Annotated in this window: 19 protein-coding genes; 8 read left to right on the top strand and 11 right to left on the bottom strand. The window is 57.4% G+C overall.

Annotation, left to right across the window (positions count from 1 at the left end; all coding sequences use genetic code 11):
- Positions 1–14 precede the first annotated feature (14 nt).
- The 8 genes from ihfA to I6L35_RS16260 all read right to left on the bottom strand — a co-directional run bounded on the left by ihfA (position 15) and on the right by I6L35_RS16260 (position 8020).
- Positions 15–311: an integration host factor subunit alpha gene (gene ihfA, locus I6L35_RS16295; RefSeq protein ID WP_005300715.1), complete on the bottom strand. Its 297-nt coding sequence runs from the start codon at positions 309–311 to the stop codon at positions 15–17.
- A gap of 3 nt (positions 312–314) precedes the next feature.
- Positions 315–2702: a phenylalanine--tRNA ligase subunit beta gene (pheT, locus tag I6L35_RS16290; protein WP_216978762.1), complete on the bottom strand. Its 2388-nt coding sequence runs from the start codon at positions 2700–2702 to the stop codon at positions 315–317.
- Between the two features lie 12 nt (positions 2703–2714).
- Entirely contained in the window at positions 2715–3698 is a 984-nt protein-coding gene (gene pheS, locus I6L35_RS16285; protein WP_005336686.1) for a phenylalanine--tRNA ligase subunit alpha, read from the bottom strand.
- A gap of 365 nt (positions 3699–4063) precedes the next feature.
- The gene (rplT, locus tag I6L35_RS16280) at positions 4064–4420 is read right to left on the bottom strand and encodes a 50S ribosomal protein L20 (protein WP_005300683.1); all 357 of its coding nucleotides are present in this window, start codon (positions 4418–4420) and stop codon (positions 4064–4066) included.
- Positions 4421–4435: 15 nt separating this feature from the next.
- Positions 4436–4633, bottom strand: a complete 198-nt coding sequence (rpmI, locus tag I6L35_RS16275; protein WP_005300673.1) for a 50S ribosomal protein L35 — start codon at positions 4631–4633, stop codon at positions 4436–4438.
- A gap of 86 nt (positions 4634–4719) precedes the next feature.
- Complete coding sequence (gene infC / locus I6L35_RS16270; RefSeq protein ID WP_196783562.1) at positions 4720–5250, bottom strand: translation initiation factor IF-3; 531 nt, start codon at positions 5248–5250, stop codon at positions 4720–4722.
- A 21-nt stretch (positions 5251–5271) separates the two neighbouring features.
- Positions 5272–7200: a threonine--tRNA ligase gene (gene thrS / locus I6L35_RS16265; protein ID WP_216978761.1), complete on the bottom strand. Its 1929-nt coding sequence runs from the start codon at positions 7198–7200 to the stop codon at positions 5272–5274.
- 232 nt (positions 7201–7432) lie between these two features.
- A complete protein-coding gene (locus I6L35_RS16260) occupies positions 7433–8020 on the bottom strand; it encodes a tetratricopeptide repeat protein (protein WP_216978760.1) in 588 nt (195 codons plus the stop codon).
- A gap of 173 nt (positions 8021–8193) precedes the next feature.
- On the opposite strand from I6L35_RS16260, the gene I6L35_RS16255 reads away from it, so the two are divergent.
- A complete protein-coding gene (locus I6L35_RS16255) occupies positions 8194–9249 on the top strand; it encodes a PA0069 family radical SAM protein (protein ID WP_216978759.1) in 1056 nt (351 codons plus the stop codon).
- A 171-nt stretch (positions 9250–9420) separates the two neighbouring features.
- Here the strand turns inward: I6L35_RS16255 and I6L35_RS16250 are convergent, their stop codons facing one another.
- Positions 9421–9576 carry a hypothetical protein gene (locus tag I6L35_RS16250; RefSeq protein WP_005345370.1) on the bottom strand — a complete coding sequence of 52 codons (156 nt, stop codon included), beginning with the start codon at positions 9574–9576 and terminating at the stop codon, positions 9421–9423.
- Between the two features lie 261 nt (positions 9577–9837).
- Here I6L35_RS16250 and I6L35_RS16245 point away from each other — a divergent pair, with 261 nt between their 5' ends.
- Positions 9838–11235 (top strand): alpha-amylase family protein, encoded by a 1398-nt coding sequence (locus I6L35_RS16245; RefSeq protein ID WP_254204477.1) that lies wholly within the window; start codon positions 9838–9840, stop codon positions 11233–11235.
- A 110-nt stretch (positions 11236–11345) separates the two neighbouring features.
- On the opposite strand, the gene gyrA is transcribed toward I6L35_RS16245, so the two are convergent.
- Positions 11346–14093 (bottom strand): DNA topoisomerase (ATP-hydrolyzing) subunit A, encoded by a 2748-nt coding sequence (gene gyrA, locus I6L35_RS16240; protein WP_216978758.1) that lies wholly within the window; start codon positions 14091–14093, stop codon positions 11346–11348.
- A 198-nt stretch (positions 14094–14291) separates the two neighbouring features.
- On the opposite strand from gyrA, the gene ubiG reads away from it, so the two are divergent.
- The 5 genes from ubiG (at position 14292) to yfaE (ending at position 20127) form a co-directional block, all read left to right on the top strand.
- Entirely contained in the window at positions 14292–15008 is a 717-nt protein-coding gene (gene ubiG, locus I6L35_RS16235; RefSeq protein WP_064341269.1) for a bifunctional 2-polyprenyl-6-hydroxyphenol methylase/3-demethylubiquinol 3-O-methyltransferase UbiG, read from the top strand.
- Entirely contained in the window at positions 15008–15703 is a 696-nt protein-coding gene (locus tag I6L35_RS16230; RefSeq protein WP_216978757.1) for an HAD family hydrolase, read from the top strand. The genes ubiG and I6L35_RS16230 overlap by 1 nt, the downstream gene beginning before the upstream one ends.
- 622 nt (positions 15704–16325) lie before the next feature.
- Positions 16326–18593: a class 1a ribonucleoside-diphosphate reductase subunit alpha gene (nrdA, locus tag I6L35_RS16225; protein WP_216978756.1), complete on the top strand. Its 2268-nt coding sequence runs from the start codon at positions 16326–16328 to the stop codon at positions 18591–18593.
- Positions 18594–18673: 80 nt separating this feature from the next.
- Entirely contained in the window at positions 18674–19807 is a 1134-nt protein-coding gene (gene nrdB, locus I6L35_RS16220) for a class Ia ribonucleoside-diphosphate reductase subunit beta (RefSeq protein WP_216978755.1), read from the top strand.
- A complete protein-coding gene (yfaE, locus tag I6L35_RS16215; protein WP_216978754.1) occupies positions 19804–20127 on the top strand; it encodes a class I ribonucleotide reductase maintenance protein YfaE in 324 nt (107 codons plus the stop codon). Before nrdB ends, yfaE begins: the two co-directional genes overlap by 4 nt.
- A 117-nt stretch (positions 20128–20244) precedes the next feature.
- Here yfaE and mltA read toward each other — a convergent pair whose 3' ends face one another.
- On the bottom strand, positions 20245–21396 hold the full coding sequence (gene mltA / locus I6L35_RS16210) for a murein transglycosylase A (RefSeq protein ID WP_216978753.1): 1152 nt from the start codon (positions 21394–21396) through the stop codon (positions 20245–20247).
- A gap of 149 nt (positions 21397–21545) precedes the next feature.
- Here mltA and I6L35_RS16205 point away from each other — a divergent pair, with 149 nt between their 5' ends.
- A complete protein-coding gene (locus I6L35_RS16205) occupies positions 21546–21797 on the top strand; it encodes a DUF1289 domain-containing protein (protein WP_216953548.1) in 252 nt (83 codons plus the stop codon).
- The last annotated feature ends 97 nt before the right edge of the window (positions 21798–21894 follow it).

Below are 21894 nucleotides of genomic sequence, written 5' to 3'. Positions count from 1 at the left end.
TGCCTGGCTTTTTATCACTCGTTGGGTTCAACATTTTCTACCCTGGCCTTGAGCTTCTGGCCAGGCCGGAAGGTCACCACGCGGCGGGCGCTGATAGGAATATCCTCGCCCGTCTTGGGGTTGCGTCCGGGACGCTGATTCTTCTCACGAAGGTCAAAGTTACCGAAGCCTGAAATCTTGACTTGTTCACCACGCTCAAGCGCCTGTCGGATTTCCTCAAAGAAGGCTTCCACCATATCTTTGGCTTCACGCTTGCTCATCCCGAGCTGGGTGAACAGGTGCTCTGCAATGTCGGCTTTGGTAAGCGCCATAGATCAATCCCTCAAGGATGCATTCAACTCTTCACCAAGGGCCCGCACGACATTGTCTACGGTCTCGGCAATCTCTTTCTCCTCCAGGGTGCGCTGGGTGTCTTGCAATACAAGACTGATGGCCAGGCTCTTCTTGTCCTCTGCCATACCAGCACCCTGGTATACGTCAAACAAGTTTATTCCAACTACCTGATTTCCGCCAACTTTTTTAATTACCGCAAGCACATCACCTGCCAGAACCTGACGATCGACCACGACGGCGATGTCGCGACGGTTCGCCGGGAACTTGGAAACTTCGGCTGCCACAGGCACCTTGGCCGGGGTCAGCTTGTCCAGCTCCAGCTCAAACATCACCGCGCGGCTCTTGAGGCCCAGCTTCTTCTCGAGGCTCGGGTGGATCACGCCGATGTGGCCGATGATCTCGCCATTGCGCAGGATGGCTGCGCTCTGGCCCGGGTGCAGGGCGCTGTGCTCGGTGCGCTCGAAGGTAAAGGTGGCCCCTTCGGCGGTCAAGTCCAGCACCGCTTCCAGATCCCCTTTCAAATCAAAGAAGTCGGCGGCGCGGGTTTTGATATCCCAGTGCTCGTCGCTCTGGTTGCCAGTGATGATACCGGCCAGCATCGGCTCCTGACGGATGCCGTTCTCGGCGCTTTCATCCTTGATGAAACGCAGACCCTGCTCGAACAGACGCACGCGCGGCTGCTGACGGTTCTGGTTGTAAACGACGGCCTGCACCAGACCCGGGAACAGAGAGACGCGCATGGCGGACATCTCGACCGAGATCGGGTTCGGCAGTACGATGGCATCGCTCTGCGGGAACAGGGTTTGCTGGGTCTTGGGATCGACGAAGCTGTAGGTGATCGCTTCCTGGAAACCGCGGTCAACCAGCAGATCGCGTACGCGCTTCAGGGTCACCTGCCCTTCTGCCTGCTCCACCATCGCCAGAGAGGCGGCGGGTTTCAGGTTCGGGATATTGTTGTAGCCGTAGATGCGGGCCACTTCCTCGATGAGATCTTCCTCGATGGCGATATCAAAACGCCAGGAGGGTGCCAGAGCCGTCCAACCGTCAGCATCCACAGTGACTTGCATGCCGAGGCGGGTCAGGATCTCGACCACCTGAGCATCCGCCACGCTGATACCGATCACCTTGTCGAGCTTGGCGCGACGCAGCTTGATGGGGGCAGCCTTGGGCAGATGGGCATCGGATTTGACCTCGATGACCGGACCCGCTTCACCGCCGCAGATATCCAGCAGCAGGCGAGTTGCACGGTCCATCACCTTGGCTTGCAGCTCGGGATCAACACCGCGCTCGAAGCGATGGGAAGAGTCGGTGTGCAGACCGTAAGCACGGGCACGACCTGTGATGGAGAGCGGCGCGAAGAAGGCACACTCCAGCAGGATGTCGGTAGTGGTCTCGGATACACCGGTGCGGTTGCCGCCGAAGATACCGGCCATGCAGGCAGGACCTTTGGCATCGGCAATCACCAGGGTAGTCTCTTTGAGCTTTACTTCGTTGCCATCGAGCAGGGTCATCGGCTCATCGGCGTGGGCACGACGCACCACCAGTTCCCCTTCCAGGGTCGCCAGATCGAAGGCATGCATCGGCTGACCGAATTCCAGCAGCAGGTAGTTGGTGATATCGACGATGGCATCGATGGAGCGAATGCCGCCCCGACGCAGCTTCTCTTGCATCCAGAGCGGGCTCTGGGCCTGCAAGTTCAGCCCCTTGATGACGCGCCCCAGATAACGAGGGCAATCTGCCGGCGCTTCAACCCGGATCGGGAAGATAGCATCGATGGTGGCAACAGCTGGTGCCCAGGTCGGCTCGACCACGTCCACACTGTTGAGCACGCCGATTTCGCGGGCCAGACCGGCGATACCGAGGCAATCGGCACGGTTCGGAGTCAGATCCACGTCGATGGAGACGTCGTTCAGATTGAGGTAGTCACGAATATCGCTACCGATGGGGGCATCGGCCGGCAGCTCGATGATGCCATCGGCTTCAACGTCGATACCCAGCTCGCTGAAAGAGCAAAGCATGCCGTGAGACGGCTGGCCACGCAGCTTGGCTTTCTTGATGGTGAAATCACCCGGCAGGGTCGCCCCTACTTTGGCTACACACACTTTCAAGCCCTGACGGCAGTTCGGCGCGCCACAGACGATATCCAGCAGCTCGGCTTCGCCCACGTTGACCTTGGTTACACGTAGCTTGTCGGCGTCCGGATGCTGGGCGCACTCGACCACTTCACCCACCACCACATTATTGAACTGGCCAGCCACCGCTTCCACGGCGTCCACTTCCAGACCGGCCATGGTGATCTGCTCGGCCAGTGCATTGTCACTCAACTCGGTGCGGACCCACTCCATCACCCAGGATTTACTGAATTTCATGTTCTCTCGCCCTTACTTGAACTGCTTGAGGAAGCGCAGGTCGTTTTCGAAGAAGGCACGCAGGTCGTTGACCCCGTAACGCAGCATGGTCAGGCGCTCAACGCCCATGCCGAAGGCAAAGCCGGAGTACTTTTCCGGATCGATACCGACCGAACGCAGCACGTTCGGGTGCACCATGCCGCAGCCCAGCACTTCCAGCCACTTGCCGTTCTTGCCCATCACGTCTACTTCGGCGCTCGGCTCGGTGAATGGGAAATAGGAAGGACGGAAGCGAATGGTCAGGTCTTCCTCGAAGTAGTTGCGCAGGAAGTCGTGCAGAATGCCCTTCAGCTCGGTAAAGCTGGCATGCTCGTCAACCAGCAGACCTTCAACCTGATGGAACATCGGGGTGTGGGTCATGTCGTAGTCGTTACGATAGACGCGGCCCGGTGCAATGATGCGGATCGGCGGCTGCTGATGCTCCATGGTACGGATCTGCACGCCCGAGGTGTGGGTACGCAGCATCAGATCAGGATTGAAGTAGAAGGTATCGTGATCGGTACGCGCCGGATGGTGAGCCGGAATGTTCAACGCATCGAAGTTGTGGAAGCCATCTTCAATCTCGGGACCACGGGCCACCTTGAAGCCCATCTCGCCAAACAGGCGCTCGATGCGTTCAATGGTGCGGGTTACCGGGTGCAGACCGCCATTCTCGATCCGGCGGCCCGGCAGGCTGACGTCAATGGTCTCGGCGGCCAGCTTCTGGTTCAGCACGGCGACTTCGAGTGCTTCACGACGCTCGTTCAGGGCATCCTGAACCTGCTGTTTGGCCTGGTTGATCACGGCGCCCGCGGCGGGACGCTCTTCGGCAGACAAGGCACCCAGGCCCTTCATCTGCTCGGTAAAAAAGCCCTTTTTACCCAGATATTTGACCCGGATCTCGTCGAGGGTAGCGATATCGCTCACGCCCTCAATTTCGGCTCTGGCTTGGCCGACTACTTCTTCAAGCTGTTGCATGTCTTCCTCGTCACCACTCCCGGTACAGGAGCCTTTAGGCTAAATAAGGTCAAGAGGGGAATAATACAAAAAAAGCCCCTTCGCTGACCATAGTTAAGGTGGGCTTTTCTCCCTACAAATCATTTTGTTATATCAAGTGAGTCTCACCAGCTCACCTACACTCTCAAATAATGGAATAAAAAATTAGTTTGTTGGCATATCTGATGTTTGTAGAACTAGACATCTCTCACATATCACCTTCTGTGGAGAATGTGTTAACCGGCTGACAGATGTAGCAAGAGAAAGGACTATGTGATGTAGCGCTGCGGATTACAGATACAAAAAAGGAGGCCTGAGCCTCCTTTATTTTTTATAACAGAGCTGGATTAGACCAGAGCTGCTTTAGCTTTTTCAACCAGGGCGGTGAAAGCCAGCTTGTCGTGAACGGCGATATCGGACAGGATCTTGCGATCGATCTCGATAGAAGCCTTCTTCAGACCGTTGATCAGACGGCTGTAGGACAGACCGTTCTGACGGGCTGCAGCGTTGATACGTGCAATCCACAGCTGACGGAACTGACGCTTTTTCTGGCGACGGTCACGGTAGGCATACTGACCAGCTTTGGTTACCGCTTGTACCGCTACGCGGTAGACACGGGAACGGGCGCCGTAGTAACCCTTGGCGGCTTTCATTACTTTCTTGTGACGAGCACGAGCAGTCACACCACGTTTAACTCTTGGCATTTTTCACATCCCCCCTTATGCGTACGGCAGACAAGCGACAACACGTTTGTGGTCGGCAGCGGAAACAAAGAACTTCGGTCCCAGCTGACGCTTACGCTTACTGCTCTTCTTGGTCAGGATGTGACGCAGGTGGTTGTGCTTGCACTTGAAGCGACCTGAGCCAGTCTTCTTGAAGCGCTTTGCGGCGCCCCGGTTGGTTTTCATCTTCGGCATTTCATACTCCGCATTGTGAGTGACAACAAAATCGCAAGGCGAACCGACTCATGGGGATAGCCCCATGAGTCAATTTCTTGTGGGCCTTAAGATTTCTTCTTAGGTGCGAGGACCATCACAGCTTGACGGCCTTCGACTTTCGGGAACGACTCGACTACGGCCAACTCTTCCAGATCGTTCTTGACACGCTCCAAAACCTTGATACCAAGATCCTGGTGGGCCATTTCACGACCACGGAAGCGCAGAGTGACCTTAGCCTTGTCCCCGTCTTCCAGAAAGCGAACCAGGTTGCGTAGTTTTACCTGATAGTCGCCTTCGTCAGTGCCAGGACGGAATTTGATTTCCTTGACCTGGACGACTTTCTGCTTTTTCTTCTGTTCTTTGGTTGTTTTGCTCTTTTCGTAGAGGAATTTGCCGTAATCCATGATCCGGCAAACGGGCGGCTCAGCATTTGGACTGATCTCGACCAGATCAACTCCGGCCTCTGCGGCCAAGTTCAGAGCATCCTGAATGGAGGTGATGCCAATGGCTTCACCATCCAGACCAGTCAGACGAACTTCTTTCAGACGGATCTCTTCATTGATCCGGTGAGCGCGGGCTTGCGGTTGCTTACCCAGTTTTTTTCCGCCTTTTATAGCTTATTCCTCCACTTTCTTTTGTCCGCGGGTCTGAACTTCCTGGGTCAACAGAGAGATGAACTCTTCAACAGGATAAGTGCCCAGGTCAGCCCCTTTACGAGTACGTACTGCAATCTTACCGGCTTCAACTTCTTTATCGCCGCAGACCAGCATGAAAGGTACTCGCTTCAAAGTATGCTCGCGGATTTTAAAGCCAATCTTCTCATTTCTCAAGTCCGCTTTTGCGCGAAGACCCGCATCATTCAATGCTTTGGCTACTTTCACAGCATAATCGGCCTGATTATCCGTGATATTCATGACCACAGCCTGAGTCGGTGCCAACCAGGTCGGGAACAGACCGGCGTACTCTTCAGTCAGAATACCGATGAAACGCTCGATAGAACCCAGGATGGCCCGGTGGATCATCACAGGTACATGGCGATCGTTGTTTTCGCCCACATAAGTGGCACCCAGACGACCAGGCAGGGCAAAGTCGAGCTGCACGGTACCACATTGCCACGCACGATCAAGGCAATCGTGCAGGGTAAATTCAATTTTGGGACCGTAGAACGCCCCTTCACCCGGCTGCAGATCGTACTTCAGACCGTTGAGCTCCAGCGCTTCGGCCAGTGCTTTCTCGGCGCGATCCCACATCTCGTCGGAGCCGATACGCTGCTCGGGACGAGTGGAGAGCTTGACCACGATGTTCTCGAAGCCAAAGGTACCGTAGACGTCATAGACCATACGAATACAGCCGGAGACCTCTTCCATGATCTGCTCTTCGGTACAGAAGATGTGAGCGTCATCCTGAGTGAAGCCGCGCACCCGCATCAGACCGTGCAGGGAACCGGACGGCTCGTTGCGGTGGCAGGAACCAAACTCGGCCATCCGCAGCGGCAGATCGCGGTAGGACTTCAGACCCTGGTTGAAGATCTGGACGTGACCCGGGCAGTTCATCGGCTTGATGGCGTACTCGCGGTTTTCGGACTGGGTGGTGAACATGGCCTGGGCATACTTCTCCCAGTGACCTGAACGCTCCCACAGGACGCGGTCCATCATGAACGGACCTTTCACTTCCTGATAGTCGTACTCTTTGAGCTTGCCGCGGATAAAGGTTTCCAGCTCACGGAAGATGGTCCAGCCATCGTTGTGCCAGAACACCATACCGGGTGCTTCTTCCTGCATGTGATACAGGTCGAGCTGCTTGCCGATCTTGCGGTGGTCGCGCTTGGCGGCCTCTTCCAGACGCTGCAGATAAGCCTTGAGCTGCTTCTTGTCAGCCCAGGCAGTACCGTAGATACGCTGCAGCATCTTGTTGTTGGAGTCGCCACGCCAGTAGGCGCCGGACATCTTCAGCAACTTGAAGTGGTGGCAGTGACGCATGTTGGGCACGTGCGGGCCGCGACACATGTCGATGTACTCTTCGTGATGATAGAGACCTGGCTGGTCATCACGGGCAATGTTCTGATCCAGGATTTCGACTTTGTAAGACTCGCCGCGCGCCTCGAATACATCGCGCGCTTCTTGCCAGGAGACTTTCTTCTTGATGACGTCGTAATCCTTGGCTACCAGCGCCAGCATGCGCTCTTCCAGGGCAGCCAGATCTTCATCGGTCAGGGTACGGTCAAGATCAACGTCATAGTAGAAGCCGTTGTCGATGACAGGACCGATGGCCATCTTGGTCTGGGGCCAAAGTTGCTTGATAGCATGACCCAGCAAGTGGGCGCAGGAGTGGCGCAGGATGTCCAGACCTTCTTCGTCTTTGGCGGTGATGATGGCCAGCGCAGCATCGGCTTCGATCAGCTCGCAAGCATCCACCAGTTCACCGTTTACCCGACCGGCAATGCACGCCTTGGCGAGACCGGGACCGATGTCCGCAGCCACATCCATGACGGAAACAGAGTGGGCAAATTGACGTTGGCTGCCGTCAGGCAGAGTAATGATTGGCATTATGTGTTTCCTTATACAGTGGTGACCCCTACCAAAGGTCACATGCGGGATGGAAAAGAGATTCAAAAAGGTGATGTTTTGGTTCTCCACAGCACTTTGCGAAGACGGCCTGACACGTAAACCACATGTCTAACGTGACAAACCAAGCCAAAACGGCCCCATGCTACCAGAAGTCGGGCGTGCTGTATCGGATTTGCAGATATTTTCTACAGTCAAATGAGTCGCCTACCGACTATTCGCCAAGCAGGGATTGCCAGTTGAAGTCAAAGTCACTGCTCCCCTCCTCTGCCAGCGCCAGCTCTTGCAGCACCTGAAGCGCCAGCTTGTTGCCCTTTTGTGCCGCCTGATAGAGCCACTGTTTCGCCTGTGGCAAATCGACCCTGCCGCTGACCCCCATCAGATGAAGGACGCCGACTTTCAGCATGGCCGGGACGTCACCATTACGGGCAGCCTGATCCATCCAGTGAAAGGCTTGGCGCAGATCTCGCTTGACCCCAACACCGCGCAGATAGAGTTCTGCCAGCCGATATTGGCCGAAGGCATCCCCTGCCTGCGCCGACTGGAGATAGAAGCTGATGGCCTGATGGATATCCTGCTCGCTCCCCTGCCCCACCTCATGGCTCCAGCCCATCAAGGCTTGCGCCCTAGGTTGCCCTTGCGCCGCCAGTGGCGACCAGATCCGGGTCGCCTCATCGAAGTGACCGGTACGCCAAGCACGGTTGGCAGCAGCCATCTCCTGCTCGGTAGAGAGTGGAAGCAGACGCCAGATAACAAGGGCAAGCAGACCGATAAACAGCCAGCGGGAAGGGGTGGGTCTCATGATGATTTCCGTGATCCAGTTCTCATTTCGTCTATGTAAACGAAATGTAGCGTTGCGATCAAGCAAGAGATCCCTACGACAACCCTTTTTGCACCCGCTCGATCAGCAGTTGTTGTCATTTATCCGGGGCACCTGCAAAATAACTGTATGTATAAACAGTATCGGTGAACACCATGGCAGGACGAGGCAGCCCCAACAATATCGATCACCGTTTTAGCGGTCCCCTTGTCGAAGCGGTCGATGACGGCTGGCAATCGTCCGATTGGGATGCCGCCTTCACCCCCTCTGTGCCTGGCACCGAGGTGCGGGAGATCGATGCACGCAGCATTATCAGCTACAACAACTCGCCGGATGTGCCTTTTGGTCGCTCCATCAACCCCTATCAGGGGTGCGAACACGGCTGCATCTACTGCTATGCCAGACCCAGCCACGCCTATCTGGAGCTCTCCCCTGGCCTTGATTTCGAGAGCAAGCTGTTTGCCAAACGCAATGCAGCCGACCTGCTGCGCCGGGAGTTTGCCAAACCTGTCTATCTGCCACAGACCATCTTCATTGGCGCCAATACCGACCCCTATCAACCCATCGAGCAGCGCTATCGCCTCACCCGGCAGTTGCTGGAAGTGATGCTGGCCCACCGCCACCCGGTCGGGCTCATTACCAAGAGCGCCATGATCTTGCGCGACCTCGATCTGTTGACCGAGCTGGCCAGAGAGGGACTGTGTCAGGTGATGGTATCGGTGACGACCTTGAACGAAACCCTGCGACGACAGCTGGAGCCCCGCGCCAGCACGGGCACCGGCCGCTTGAAAGTGATCGAGAAGCTGGCCAACGCTGGCGTGCAGGTGGGGGTTCTGGCCGCCCCCATGATCCCGCGGCTCAATGAACCTGAGCTGGAGCAGATCATCAAATCGGCCGCCGAGGCTGGCGCCAGCTGCGCCGATTACATCCTGCTACGGCTACCCCACGAGCTGGCGCCGCTATTTGGTGACTGGCTCGATACCCACTATCCGGGCCAGAAGGAGGCTATTTTGAATCAGTTGCGAGCCAGCCGCGGTGGCGGGCTCAACAGTACCGCCTTCGGCACCCGCATGCGTGGTGAGGGGCACTTTGCCGATCTGCTGGCCCAGCGCTTTCGCCTCATCAGCAAGCGCCTCGATCTGGGCAAACGCCATATTCAGCTCAGGCTGGATGGGTTTATCCGCCCCGGGGAGCAGCTGTCGCTCTTCTAATCCTCCCTTTTACTCCCTTCACACATCACGTGCACAGCCCTTGCCTGCTAAGAGGTTGAGAGGAAGACCTGCCGCGACACATCCTGTGGAAACCCCGCGTTTCAGAATTTTCCAACGAAGTAGCCATGTCGCGACAAGAAAGCGCTATTCGGTAAAGAGAGGGCTAACGCCTTAGCCTGCGCGCTGATCCCGCCCCTGCTGCACCATTTCAACCGGCAGTCGCGAGGGTTCATGGGCCACTTCGTGCTCATCCTCTTCATACAGCGGCACCTCTGATTCGCCCCATACCCGGCTCCACCAAATTTCCCACGTGATCCAACTGGTCATATGCAGCTCCTGACGGTGAAGGTGATGGCAACAACGCACCACTCGCCTGGCAGGATAGCGGCTGGGAATGACAGGGAAATGACAAAAAAATCACTTGTAAAAAGGCAACTGGCGGTGGCGAGGAAAAGCCGAAACAGTTCACATATTCGGCGAATCATACTGAAAGCGGTCACAAATCTGCAGGTTGTTGATTGCAGCTCACTCTGTTCCCGCCAAAGCTGAGTTGCCCATTCAGGCATCTATAAAAACAGGGACACAATAATGAAACACACAGCGGGAATATGGGCGATCGCAGGCATGCTGATCGCCCCCTTGGCGCACGCCGACGTCATACTGCACGCCTTCAACTGGAAGTACAGTGAAGTGACCGCCAAAGCCGATCTTATCAAGTCAGCCGGTTACAAACAGGTACTCATCTCACCACCTCTCAAGTCATCAGGCAACGAGTGGTGGGCTCGTTACCAGCCGCAGGATCTGCGTCTTGTCGACTCCCCTCTTGGCAACAAGCAGGATCTCGAGCAGCTGATCGCCGCCATGAAGGCGCGAGGTATCGCCGTCTATGCCGATGTGGTGCTCAACCACATGGCCAACGAAAGCTGGAAACGCAGCGATCTCAACTATCCCGGCAACGAGCTGCTGCAAAGCTACGCCAGCAACCCGGCCTATTTCGAGCGCCAGAAACTGTTTGGCGATCTCGGGCAAAACTTCCTCTCCGGTCAGGATTTTCATCCCGAAGGGTGCATTAGCGACTGGAGCGATCCGGGTCATGTCCAGTATTGGCGACTCTGTGGTGGTGCCGGTGACAAGGGGCTGCCGGATCTGGATCCCAACAACTGGGTAGTGAGCCAGCAACAGGCCTATCTCAAGGCGCTTAAGGGGATGGGGATCAAGGGTTTTCGGGTCGATGCGGTCAAACACATGAGCGATTACCAGATCAATGCCGTGTTCACCCCCGAGATCAAACAGGGGATGCATGTCTTTGGCGAGGTGATCACCACAGGGGGCGCAGGCAGCACCGATTACGAGCGCTTCCTCAAACCCTACCTCGACAGCAGCGGCCAGGGAGCCTATGACTTTCCGCTGTTTGCCTCCCTGCGCGGTGCCTTCAGTTACGGTGGCAGCATGAACCTGCTGGCGGATCCGGGCGCCTATGGTCAGGCGCTACCGGGCAGTCGTGCCGTCACCTTTGCCGTGACCCACGACATCCCCACCAACGACGGCTTCCGCTATCAGATCCTGAGCCAGACTGACGAGAAGCTGGCCTATGCCTACCTGCTCGGCCGCGATGGTGGCTCGCCACTGGTCTATTCGGATCACGGCGAAACCCAGGCCAAGGATGGACTGCGCTGGCAGGATTACTACCAGCGCGCCGATCTCAAGGAGATGATCCGCTTCCACAATACGGTGCAGGGTCAACCCATGCAGCTGATCGGCAGCGGTGACTGCTTCGTGCTGTTCAAACGGGGCAAACAGGGGCTGGTCGGCATAAACAAGTGCGACTATGAGCAGGAGTATTGGCTCGATACCGCCAAGTTCGAGATGAACTGGTATCGCAACTACCGGGATGTGCTCGATCAGAATGCGGTAGTCAATGTGCAGAGTCAGTGGGTACGGCTGGCGATCCCTGCTCGCAGCGCCAGAATGTGGCTGCAGGAGTAATGATGATGCCACGGCAGCTCGGGCCAAAGTGAAGAAAACATCCAAACGAAGAAAATAAAAGAGCGACCGCAAGGTCGCTCTTTTTATCTGCTGCAGCAAGGGGGGAACGATTACTCGTCGCCCGGCTCGCCATCAACGGAACCGGCGGCGTCTGCTGCGGTATCAGTGCCTTCGGACACCTCACCCTCAGCAACCACTGCATCGTTCTCGTCTTCATCGCTTTCGGCGATGCGCTGCAAACCGACGACGGTTTCGTCTTCGCCGGTACGGATCAGACGCACACCACCGGTGTTGCGACCGATAATGCTCACCTCGGCCACACGGGTACGCACCAGAGTGCCGCCGTTGGTGATCAGCATGATCTGATCGGTCTCTTCAACCTGGATGGCATCGATGACCTTGCCGTTGCGATCGTCCACCTTGATGGAGATAACGCCCTGGGTACCACGGCTCTTGGTCGGGTACTCGTCGAGTGCGGTACGCTTGCCGTAACCGTTCTCGGTAGCGGTGAGGATGGCACCTTCGCCGCGCGGAACGATAAGGGAAACCACCTTGTCGCCAGCAGCCAGCTTGATACCACGGACACCGGCGGCGGTACGGCCCATCGGACGCACGCCCTTGAAGGTACCCTTGCTTTCAGTGCCTTCGCCGTTGTCGCTGCCATCATCATCGTTGCCGGCATCGTCGTCGGTTTCGACCTCATCATTGGCATCCGCATCGGCGCGACCACTGCCTTCAGCGAAGCGAACAACCTTGCCCGCATCGGAGAAGAGCATGATCTCGTTACTGCCATCGGTGATATCCACCCCGATCAGCTCATCGCCCTCTTTGAGGTTGATGGCACGGATACCGGAGGAGAGCGGACGGCTGAAGTCGGAGAGACTGGTCTTCTTCACGGTACCGTTGGCGGTCGCGAAGAATACATACTTCTCGGCATCATATTCCTTGACCGGCAGAATGGCGGTGATGCGCTCACCCTCTTCCAGCGGCAGCAAGTTGATGATGGGACGACCACGGGCGCCACGGGACGCTTCCGGCAGCTGATAAACCTTGAGCCAGTAGACCTTGCCGCGGGTAGAGAAGCACAGAATGGTGTCGTGGGTGTTGGCCACCAGCAGACGCTCGACGAAGTCCTCTTCCTTGATCCGGGTGGCCGACTTGCCACGACCGCCGCGGCGCTGGGCCTCGTAGTCGGAGAGCGGCTGATACTTCACATAGCCCTGGTGAGACAGGGTAACCACCACGTCTTCCGGGGTGATCAGATCTTCGATGTTGATCTCGGCACTAGACATGCTGATCTCGGTGCGACGCTCGTCGCCATACTGCTCACGCACGGACAGCAGTTCATCGCGGATCACTTCCATCAGACGAGCCGGACTCGCCAGGATGTGCAGCAACTCGGCAATCAGATCCAGCAGAGACTGGTACTCTTCCAGGATCTTCTCGTGCTCGAGGCCAGTCAGCTTGTGCAGACGCAGGTCAAGGATGGCCTGGGCTTGCTGTTCGGTCAGGAAGTATTGACCTTCACGGATACCGAACTCCGGCTCCAGCCACTCTGGCCGTGCCGCGTCGTCGCCCGCTTTTTCCAGCATGGCGGCCACGTTGCCGAGTTCCCAGCCCTTGGCAACCAGGCCCGCTTTCGCGTCGGCCGGGGTCGCGCTGTGGCGGATCAGCTCGATGATGGGATCAATGTTGGCCAGCGCAACCGCCAGACCTTCAAGGATATGGGCCCGATCCCGCGCCTTGCGCAGTTCGAACACGGTCCGGCGAGTCACCACTTCACGGCGGTGCAGCAGGAACGCATCCAGGATCTCTTTAAGGTTCATCACCTTGGGCTGGTTGTTATCGAGCGCCACCATGTTGATGCCGAACGTGGTCTGCATCTGGGTGTGCTTGTAGAGATTGTTCAGCACAATCTCGCCAGACTCACCGCGCTTGATCTCGATAACGATGCGCATGCCGTCTTTGTCAGACTCATCGCGCAGGGCACTGATGCCCTCGATCTTCTTCTCTTTGACCAGCTCGGCGATCTTCTCGATCAGTCGAGCCTTGTTCACCTGATAGGGGATCTCGTGAACGATGATGGTCTCGCGACTGGTCTTCTCGTCCACTTCCACTTCAGCTTTGGCCCGCACATAGATGGAGCCACGACCGGTACGGTACGCCTGCACGATGCCGGAACGCCCGTTGATAATGCCGCCGGTGGGGAAATCCGGGCCGGTGATGTAGGTCATCAGCTCGTCAATGGTGAGGTCGCCGTTTTCGATCAGCGCCAGGCAGCCATTGACAATCTCGGTAAGGTTGTGAGGCGGAATGTTGGTCGCCATGCCCACCGCGATACCGGAGGAGCCGTTGACCAGCAGGTTGGGAACCTTGGTAGGCATGACAGCCGGGATCATCTCGGTGCCGTCATAGTTCGGCACCCAGTCCACGGTCTCTTTGTCCAGATCAGCCAGCAGCTCGTGGGAGATGCGGGCCATCCGCACTTCGGTATAACGCATCGCCGCGGCGCTGTCGCCGTCGACTGAACCGAAGTTGCCCTGACCATCGACCAGCATGTAACGCATGGAGAAATCCTGCGCCATCCGGACAATGGTGTCATACACAGCGCTATCGCCGTGCGGGTGATATTTACCGATTACGTCACCGACCACACGGGCCGATTTTTTATAGGGCTTGTTCCAGTCGTTCCCCAACTCGTTCATAGCAAACAGAACGCGGCGGTGAACCGGTTTCAAGCCATCACGCACATCCGGCAGAGCTCGTCCTACGATCACGCTCATGGCGTAATCAAGATAGGAACTCTTGAGCTCTTCTTCGATGTTGACCGGCGTGATCTCTCTGGCCAGATCGCTCATAGAAAGCCTTATCCCTAATTAGTTGTTCTTTGGCTTAAACAGCGCGACATGGTAACACACTGAGCCAAATACCTTAAGCCACAAATCGGGTATCAGATCGGGCTGGTGTGACAAAGTCCGTCCGTTATAATGCCCGCCAGGACAATAGATTGCGCCCATGACTCAGAAGCGGGCGCCCTGCCACAGGATCTTCGAAAAATGAACAGTGATGCCAATGTCGATCTGACAGAAATCGCCAAGTTTGAAGCCATCGCCTCCCGCTGGTGGGACATGGAAGGTGAATTCAAACCCCTGCATCAAATCAATCCGGTACGCCTTGACTGGATCACCGACAAAAGTGGCGGTCTGTTTGGCAAGCGCATTCTCGATATCGGATGTGGTGGCGGTATTCTCTCCGAGAGCATGGCCCGCCGTGGTGCCAAGGTCACCGGCATCGACATGGGCAAGGAACCTCTCGGCGTCGCCCGCCTGCACGCCTTGGAGCAGGGTGTTGAGCTCGAATATCGCCAGATCACCGCCGAAGCCCATGCCGCCGAAGTACCGGGCCAGTATGACGTGGTCACCTGCATGGAGATGCTGGAGCATGTGCCGGACCCCGCCTCCGTGTTGCGCGCCATCGCGACTCTGGTACGCCCGGGCGGCCGAGTGTTCGTCTCCACCATCAACCGCAACCCCAAATCCTATCTGATGATGATCATCGGGGCCGAATACCTGATGAAGATGGTGCCCAAGGGTACCCACGATCACAAAAAATTCATCACCCCGGCCGAACTGTGTCGCATGGGTGAAGCAGCTGGCCTGCTGGTGCGGGATATGAGCGGTGTGCACTATGCACCGCTCTCCAACAGTTTCAAGCTCGGCAAAAATGTCGACGTCAACTATATGGTGGAGTTTGTCCGCCCGGAGCAAGGTTGATGAGCGCCTCTCACCCTCTGCCCCTGCACGGTGTGCTGTTCGATCTGGACGGCACCCTGCTCGACACGGCCCCGGATCTGGGGGCCGCCGTCAACCACGTGCTGATCAGCGAAGGCTTTGCGCCGCTCTCTGACGATATTATTCGTCAGACCACCTCCCACGGGGCGCTCGGGCTGCTGAAAGCGGGCCTCGGCGACGAACTGCTTGAAGAGCTGGGGGCCACCCGCCTGCGCAATGCCCTGCTCGACTACTACGCGGCCAATCTCTGCGTCGGTACCCGTCCCTATGAGGGAATGGTGGATCTTATCGAGTGGCTCGACGAGAAACAGCTCCCCTGGGGCATCGTCACCAACAAGCCGGGCTTTCTCACCGAGCCACTGCTGGCAGCCCTGCCACAGCTTGCCAGCTGCGGCGTCACCGTCAGTGCCGATACCCTGCCAGTACGCAAGCCCGACCCCGCTCCCATGTTCTTTGCCTGTGAGAAGCTGGGGGTCGAGGCGGCTCACTGCCTCTATGTGGGGGATCATGTGCGGGATATCGAAGCGGGCCGCAATGCTGGGATGCGCACCGCCGTCGCTGGTTGGGGGTATCTCAATGATGAGGAAGACCCCGCCCAGTGGGGCGCTGATCTGCAGTTTGATACCTTGCAAGCCCTGCACCACTGGCTGCGCTATGAGTTGACGGCCAAGGTGTAACGGCAGCCTTACCGGCTGACATGTGATAACGGGGTGGAGAGACTCTCCGCCCCCTGAATCTCTTCCTTTACGCTCCCGCGTCCTGCGCCACCGTCACTCCTCTATTGATGGATAATAAAGGCAACTTACCGCCTGTTGGATACCCATTTGACAAACTCGCAGCCGTCAAAAAGCGGCCACAAACCACCCTCATCTGATGCAAAGCCCTTGCCACGCTGAGCCCGCGGCTGCGACAACTGGACAGCTTTTGACCCTTGTTGCATAAGGGATAATCATCCGTCGTTTGCTAGTAAAAAGCCCCCCGTTTCGCAAGCAAAAAAAGTTATTTAAATTTTCCATCTTCGATCGGGAGACTTGCATTTAGCGGAGCGGACGAATGAAAACCCGCTCACTGTGAGCGGTCACTAACTGATGGGGCAAGACTCACAATTTATCCACAGCTCGTCACTTATCCACACATTGCAATGGCGGGCTGACCTCACTATCTTGTAGCTCGAACTTAAAATAACACTACATCTTGTGATTCATCGCACAATCTCTACCCAACTCCCGCACACCGCCGGGGCCTGGGTGGCGCCATTGTGCGATGGTTTTTCGGGAATCAACTGAAGGTCATCAGCCAATGAACTTGTTTGTGACGAAGCGTAACGGACACAAAGAACCCATCGATCTGGATAAAATTCACCGCGTGCTGGACTGGGCCGCCGAAGGGCTCGACAACGTGTCGGTCTCCCAGGTAGAGCTCAAATCCCACATCCAGTTCTATGACGGTATCCGTACCGCCGACATTCACGAAACCATCATCAAGGCGACGGCTGACCTCATCTCCGAGCAGACCCCGGACTACCAGTACATGGCAGCCCGTCTGGCCATCTTCCACCTGCGCAAGAAGGCCTACGGCCAGTTCGAACCGCCCCACCTCTACCAGCACGTGGCTCGTCTGGTGGACATGGGCAAGTACGACAAGCACCTGCTGGAAGACTACAGCCAGGCCGAATTCGAAGAGCTGAACACCCATCTGGATCACTGGCGCGACATGGATTTCTCCTACGCGGCAGTCAAACAGCTGGAAGGCAAATATCTGGTCCAGAACCGCGTTACCGGCGAGATCTACGAGAGCCCGCAGTTCCTCTATATGCTGGTTGCGGCCTGCCTCTTCTCCAAGTACCCGAAAGATACTCGTCTGGACTACATCAAGCGCTTCTATGATGCAGTCTCGACCTTCAAGATCTCCCTGCCAACCCCGATCATGAGCGGCGTGCGCACCCCGACCCGCCAGTTCAGCTCCTGCGTGCTGATCGAGTGCGATGACAGCCTGGATTCCATCAACGCTACCGCCAGCTCCATTGTGCGTTATGTCTCCCAGCGCGCCGGTATCGGTATCAACGCCGGTCGCATCCGCGGTCTGGGCAGCCCCATCCGTGGTGGCGAGGCGTTCCACACCGGTTGCATCCCCTTCTACAAATACTTCCAGACTGCCGTGAAGTGCTGCTCCCAAGGCGGCGTGCGAGGCGGTGCGGCTACCCTGTTCTACCCGCTGTGGCACACCGAAGTGGAAAGCCTACTGGTGCTGAAGAACAACCGCGGCGTGGAAGAGAACCGTGTTCGTCACATGGACTACGGCGTGCAGATCAACAAGCTGATGTACCAGCGCCTCATCAAGGGCGGTGACATCACCCTGTTCTCCCCGTCCGATGCGCCGGGTCTGTACGATGCCTTCTTTGCCGATCAGGACAAGTTCGAAGAGCTCTACGTCAAGTACGAGCAGGATCCGGCCATTCGCAAGAAGACTCTGAAAGCGGTAGACCTCTTCTCCCTGATGATGCAGGAGCGTGCCGGTACCGGTCGCATCTACATCCAGAACGTGGATCATTGCAACACCCACAGCCCGTTCGACCCGAGTGTGGCGCCGGTACGCCAGTCCAACCTCTGCCTCGAGATTGCGCTGCCGACCAAGCCGCTCAACAACATCGACGACGAGAGTGGCGAAATCGCCCTGTGCACCCTCTCCGCCTTCAACCTCGGTGCCATCGAGAAGCTGGAAGATCTGGAAGAGATGGCCGATCTGGCCGTGCGTGCCCTCGACGCCCTGCTCGACTATCAGGATTACCCGATTGCCGCCGCCAAGAAGGGCAGCATGGGTCGTCGTACCCTGGGGATCGGCGTCATCAACTACGCCTACTACCTGGCCAAAAACGGTGCCCGTTACTCCGACGGCTCCGGTCTGGCCCTGACTCACCGCACCTTTGAGGCCATTCAGTACTATCTGCTGAAAGCCTCCGTGCAGCTGGCCCGCGAGTTCGGCCCCTGCCCGCTGTTTGGCGAGACCACCTATGCTCAGGGCATCCTGCCCATCGACACCTACAAGAAGGATCTGGATGCGCTGTGCAACGAGCCGCTGCATCTGGATTGGGAAAGCCTGCGCGAAGAGATCAAGTCCGTGGGCTTACGCAACTCAACCCTGACCGCCCTGATGCCGAGCGAGACCTCCAGCCAGATCTCCAACGCCACCAACGGCATCGAGCCGCCGCGCGGTCTGGTTTCGGTCAAGGCGTCCAAAGACGGCATTCTCAAACAGGTGGTGCCCGAGTATGATCGCCTGAAAGATCAATACGAACTGCTCTGGAAGCAACCGAGCGTTGACGGCTACCTGCAGCTGGTCGGTATCATGCAGAAGTTTGTGGATCAGGCGATCTCCGCCAACACCAACTACGATCCGGCCCGTTTCGAAGGCAACAAGGTGCCGATGAAGCAGCTGTTGAAGGACTTGCTGACCGCCTACAAATACGGCCTCAAGACCCTCTACTATCACAACACCCGTGATGGTGCAGACGACACCCAGACCGACCTGCAAGATGACGGTTGTGCTGGCGGGGCTTGCAAAATCTAAGTCACGGCAAGATCTGATAACCGAGCGGGAGCTTGTCGCTCCCGCTCTCCTGTTTTCTCCATACAGACATTCTGGTAACCATGGCCTATTCAACTTTCTGCCAAACCCAAAACGACCAGCTCAAAGAGCCGATGTTTTTTGGCCAATCGGTCAACGTAGCCCGTTATGACCAGCAAAAGCACGAAGTGTTCGAGCGGCTGATCGAAAAGCAACTATCCTTCTTCTGGCGCCCGGAAGAGGTGGATGTCTCCCGTGATCGCATCGACTACCAGGCCCTGCCGCCCCACGAGCAGCACATCTTCATCTCCAACCTGAAGTACCAGACCCTGCTTGACTCCATTCAGGGTCGCAGCCCCAACGTGGCGCTGCTGCCGCTGGTCTCCATTCCGGAGCTGGAAACCTGGATCGAGACCTGGGCTTTCTCCGAGACCATCCACTCTCGCTCCTACACCCACATCATCCGCAATATCGTCAACACCCCCGCCCAGGTGTTTGACGACATCGTGACCAACGAGCAGATTTTGAAGCGCGCCGGCTCCATCAGCCACTTCTACGACGATCTGATCGAAGCGACCGCCCTCTACAACCTGCATGGTGAAGGAACCCACACCGTTGCTGGCCGCGAGGTGACCATCACCTTACGCGATCTCAAGAAGAAGCTCTATCTCTGCCTGATGAGCGTCAACGCGCTGGAGGCAATCCGCTTCTATGTCAGCTTTGCCTGCTCCTTTGCCTTCGCCGAGCGCGAACTGATGGAAGGCAACGCCAAGATCATCAAGATGATCGCCCGCGACGAAGCGCTGCACCTCACCGGCACCCAGCACATGCTGAATCTGATGCGCAGCGGTCAGGACGACCCGGAGATGGCCGAGATCGCGCTGGAGTGCGAGCAAGCCTGTTTCGACCTGTTCAAAGAGGCCGCCATTCAGGAGAAAGAGTGGGCCGAGTACCTGTTCCAGGACGGCTCCATGATCGGCCTGAACAAGGACATCCTCTGCCAGTACGTGGAGTACATCACAAACCTGCGCATGAGCGCAGTCGGCCTGCAGCCAGCCTTTGCCGGCACCAAGCAAAACCCGATCCCATGGATCAACACGTGGCTGTCATCCGACAACGTGCAGGTCGCCCCGCAAGAGGTAGAGGTCAGCTCCTATCTGGTTGGTCAGATCGACAGCGAAGTCAATGCCGACGACCTAGGTGATTTCGAGCTGTGAGTGACGCCACCAACACGCTGACCCCTGCCCCGCACGCACCTGCCGAACAGCATACGGTCGTGGCACCACGGGTACATACCCGGGATGGTGCCGTGCTGCACGCCCATCCCGGCGAAAGCGTGTTGGAGACCCTGGAGCGCCATGGTCATCATGTGGAGTTCCAGTGTCGCAGCGGCTATTGCGGCGCTTGCCGCACTCCGCTGATGGCTGGCAAGGTGCACTACCCCAATGTGCCGCTGGCATTTGTCGCCCAAGGGGAGTGTCTCCCCTGCTGCTGCAAACCGGTCGGCGCCATCCGGCTGGATATCCAGAAGAGCTGACACCGCCACCAGCTGCCACTCTCACAAAATAGAAAGCCGCCGGAGCAATCCGGCGGCTTTCTTTGTCTCTTCACATTGCTCGGGCGCCCGATGACAGACGCCCAAAGCCTCAGAGGATTACAACCAGGGGGCGGCAGTCGGCCCGTGGTGCAGGCCAAGCTTCCAGACCCGGCCGAAGTGCTTGTAGTGACCGGCTGCGACACCAGCCTTCTCACCCATACCGTGGTAGAGATCGAGGTGTCCCTTCTTCACCGCCCCGCCCACATCCAGCGCAATCAACAAGCGCAGCTGGTGCTTGCCGGTCCAGTTGCCCTCTTTATCGAGCAAAGGAACTTCAGCGAGGATCGGCGTCCCCATCGGCAACAGGGTCTTGTCGGCAGCGACGGCCGCCATCGGCAGCAGCGGGATACCGGCGGCGCCGATCACGTCATTGGTGGGTCGACGCTCGAAGAAGACATAGGAGGGATTCTGCTCCACCAACTCCTTGACGCTCTCCTCCGGTTGACGGTTGGCCCACTCCTTGATGGCCTTCATCGACATCTGCTCTTTGGGTACTTCACCGCGGTCGATCAGTACCCGACCGATACTGACGTAACCGTGGCCGTTCTTGCCGCTGTAGCCCAGATATTGCAGCCGATCGTCATCCCCGTAGTGGACAAAGCCCGAGCCCTGCACATCCATCAGGAAATTGTCTATAAGGGATTTGCTGTAACCCAGCTCCAGCCCGCGGTTGGCCAGTGCTCCCTGATGGATCTCGGCCCGGGTCGGACAGCGACCGCCACATTTTGGCATGGCATAGATGGGATATTTGTATTTGGCATCGGGGCGGTGACGCACCTCCAGCACCGGCGAGTAGTAACCGGTAAAGAGCACGTTGCCCATGCGATCGGCGCCGCCCAGCTGAGCCAGGCTGATGCCGTAACGGGTGATGTCGGCAGGATTGCCGCCGCCCGCCACCCAGCGGGAGAGCTGGTGATAGAGCTCGCCATAACGGCTCGCCATCCGCCCTGAACGCTGCATGACAATGCGACTCTGGGGGCCAAACTTGCTGTAATCGGCACTGGCACGACTGTTGACCCGCTCGACCCGCACCAGATCCCCCGGCAAGGTACCGTCCAGATACTGCTTGCCCAGATTTTCCGGCACCTCGCAGTTGAGAAAACATCTGTCATCAGTCTGTTTTTTTGGCACCTCTGCTTTGTCAGAGTTACCCGCACACCCGGCCAACCCCAGCACTATCGCGGTCAGCCAGAATCCGTGTTTGTTCATATGTCCTCATTTAACACCAAGAGTCCTGCTCGGCGGCAAGATGCCAAATTTGCAGGGGGAAAGCAAACGACATCAATCACTTGAAGAGAGATTTCTCCAAAGGGAGGATGCTGGGTTATAACAAGGTGACAGGATATGCGAGGTAATGGATGGAACAGCTCGAAATATTCCCGTTGCAGAGCCCCTGTATCGGGGTCTGCGAGGTGAACAACAAGGGCTATTGCAAAGGATGCCTGCGCAATCGCGAGGAGCGTTTCAACTGGCAGAAAATGAGCCCGGCCCAGCAACAGGATGTAATGCGTCTGTGTCGCGCCCGCAAGGCGCGGGTTGAGGCTGCGAGGCGCAAAGCGCTGGAAGGAGCGCAACCCCAGTTGCCAGAACAACAAGGCTGGGAGTTTTAACCACTCCCTATCTTCCCCTCACAGGTTACCTATCCTCCCGACAAAACAAAAAGCGGCCCACAGGCCGCTCTTGGTTATGACGTCTTGCCGGGTGGCG

Source organism: Aeromonas sp. FDAARGOS 1405 (assembly GCF_019048265.1).
GTDB classification, from domain to species: Bacteria; Pseudomonadota; Gammaproteobacteria; order Enterobacterales; family Aeromonadaceae; genus Aeromonas; species Aeromonas veronii_A.
This window is presented reverse-complemented; position numbering and strand designations above follow the sequence as displayed.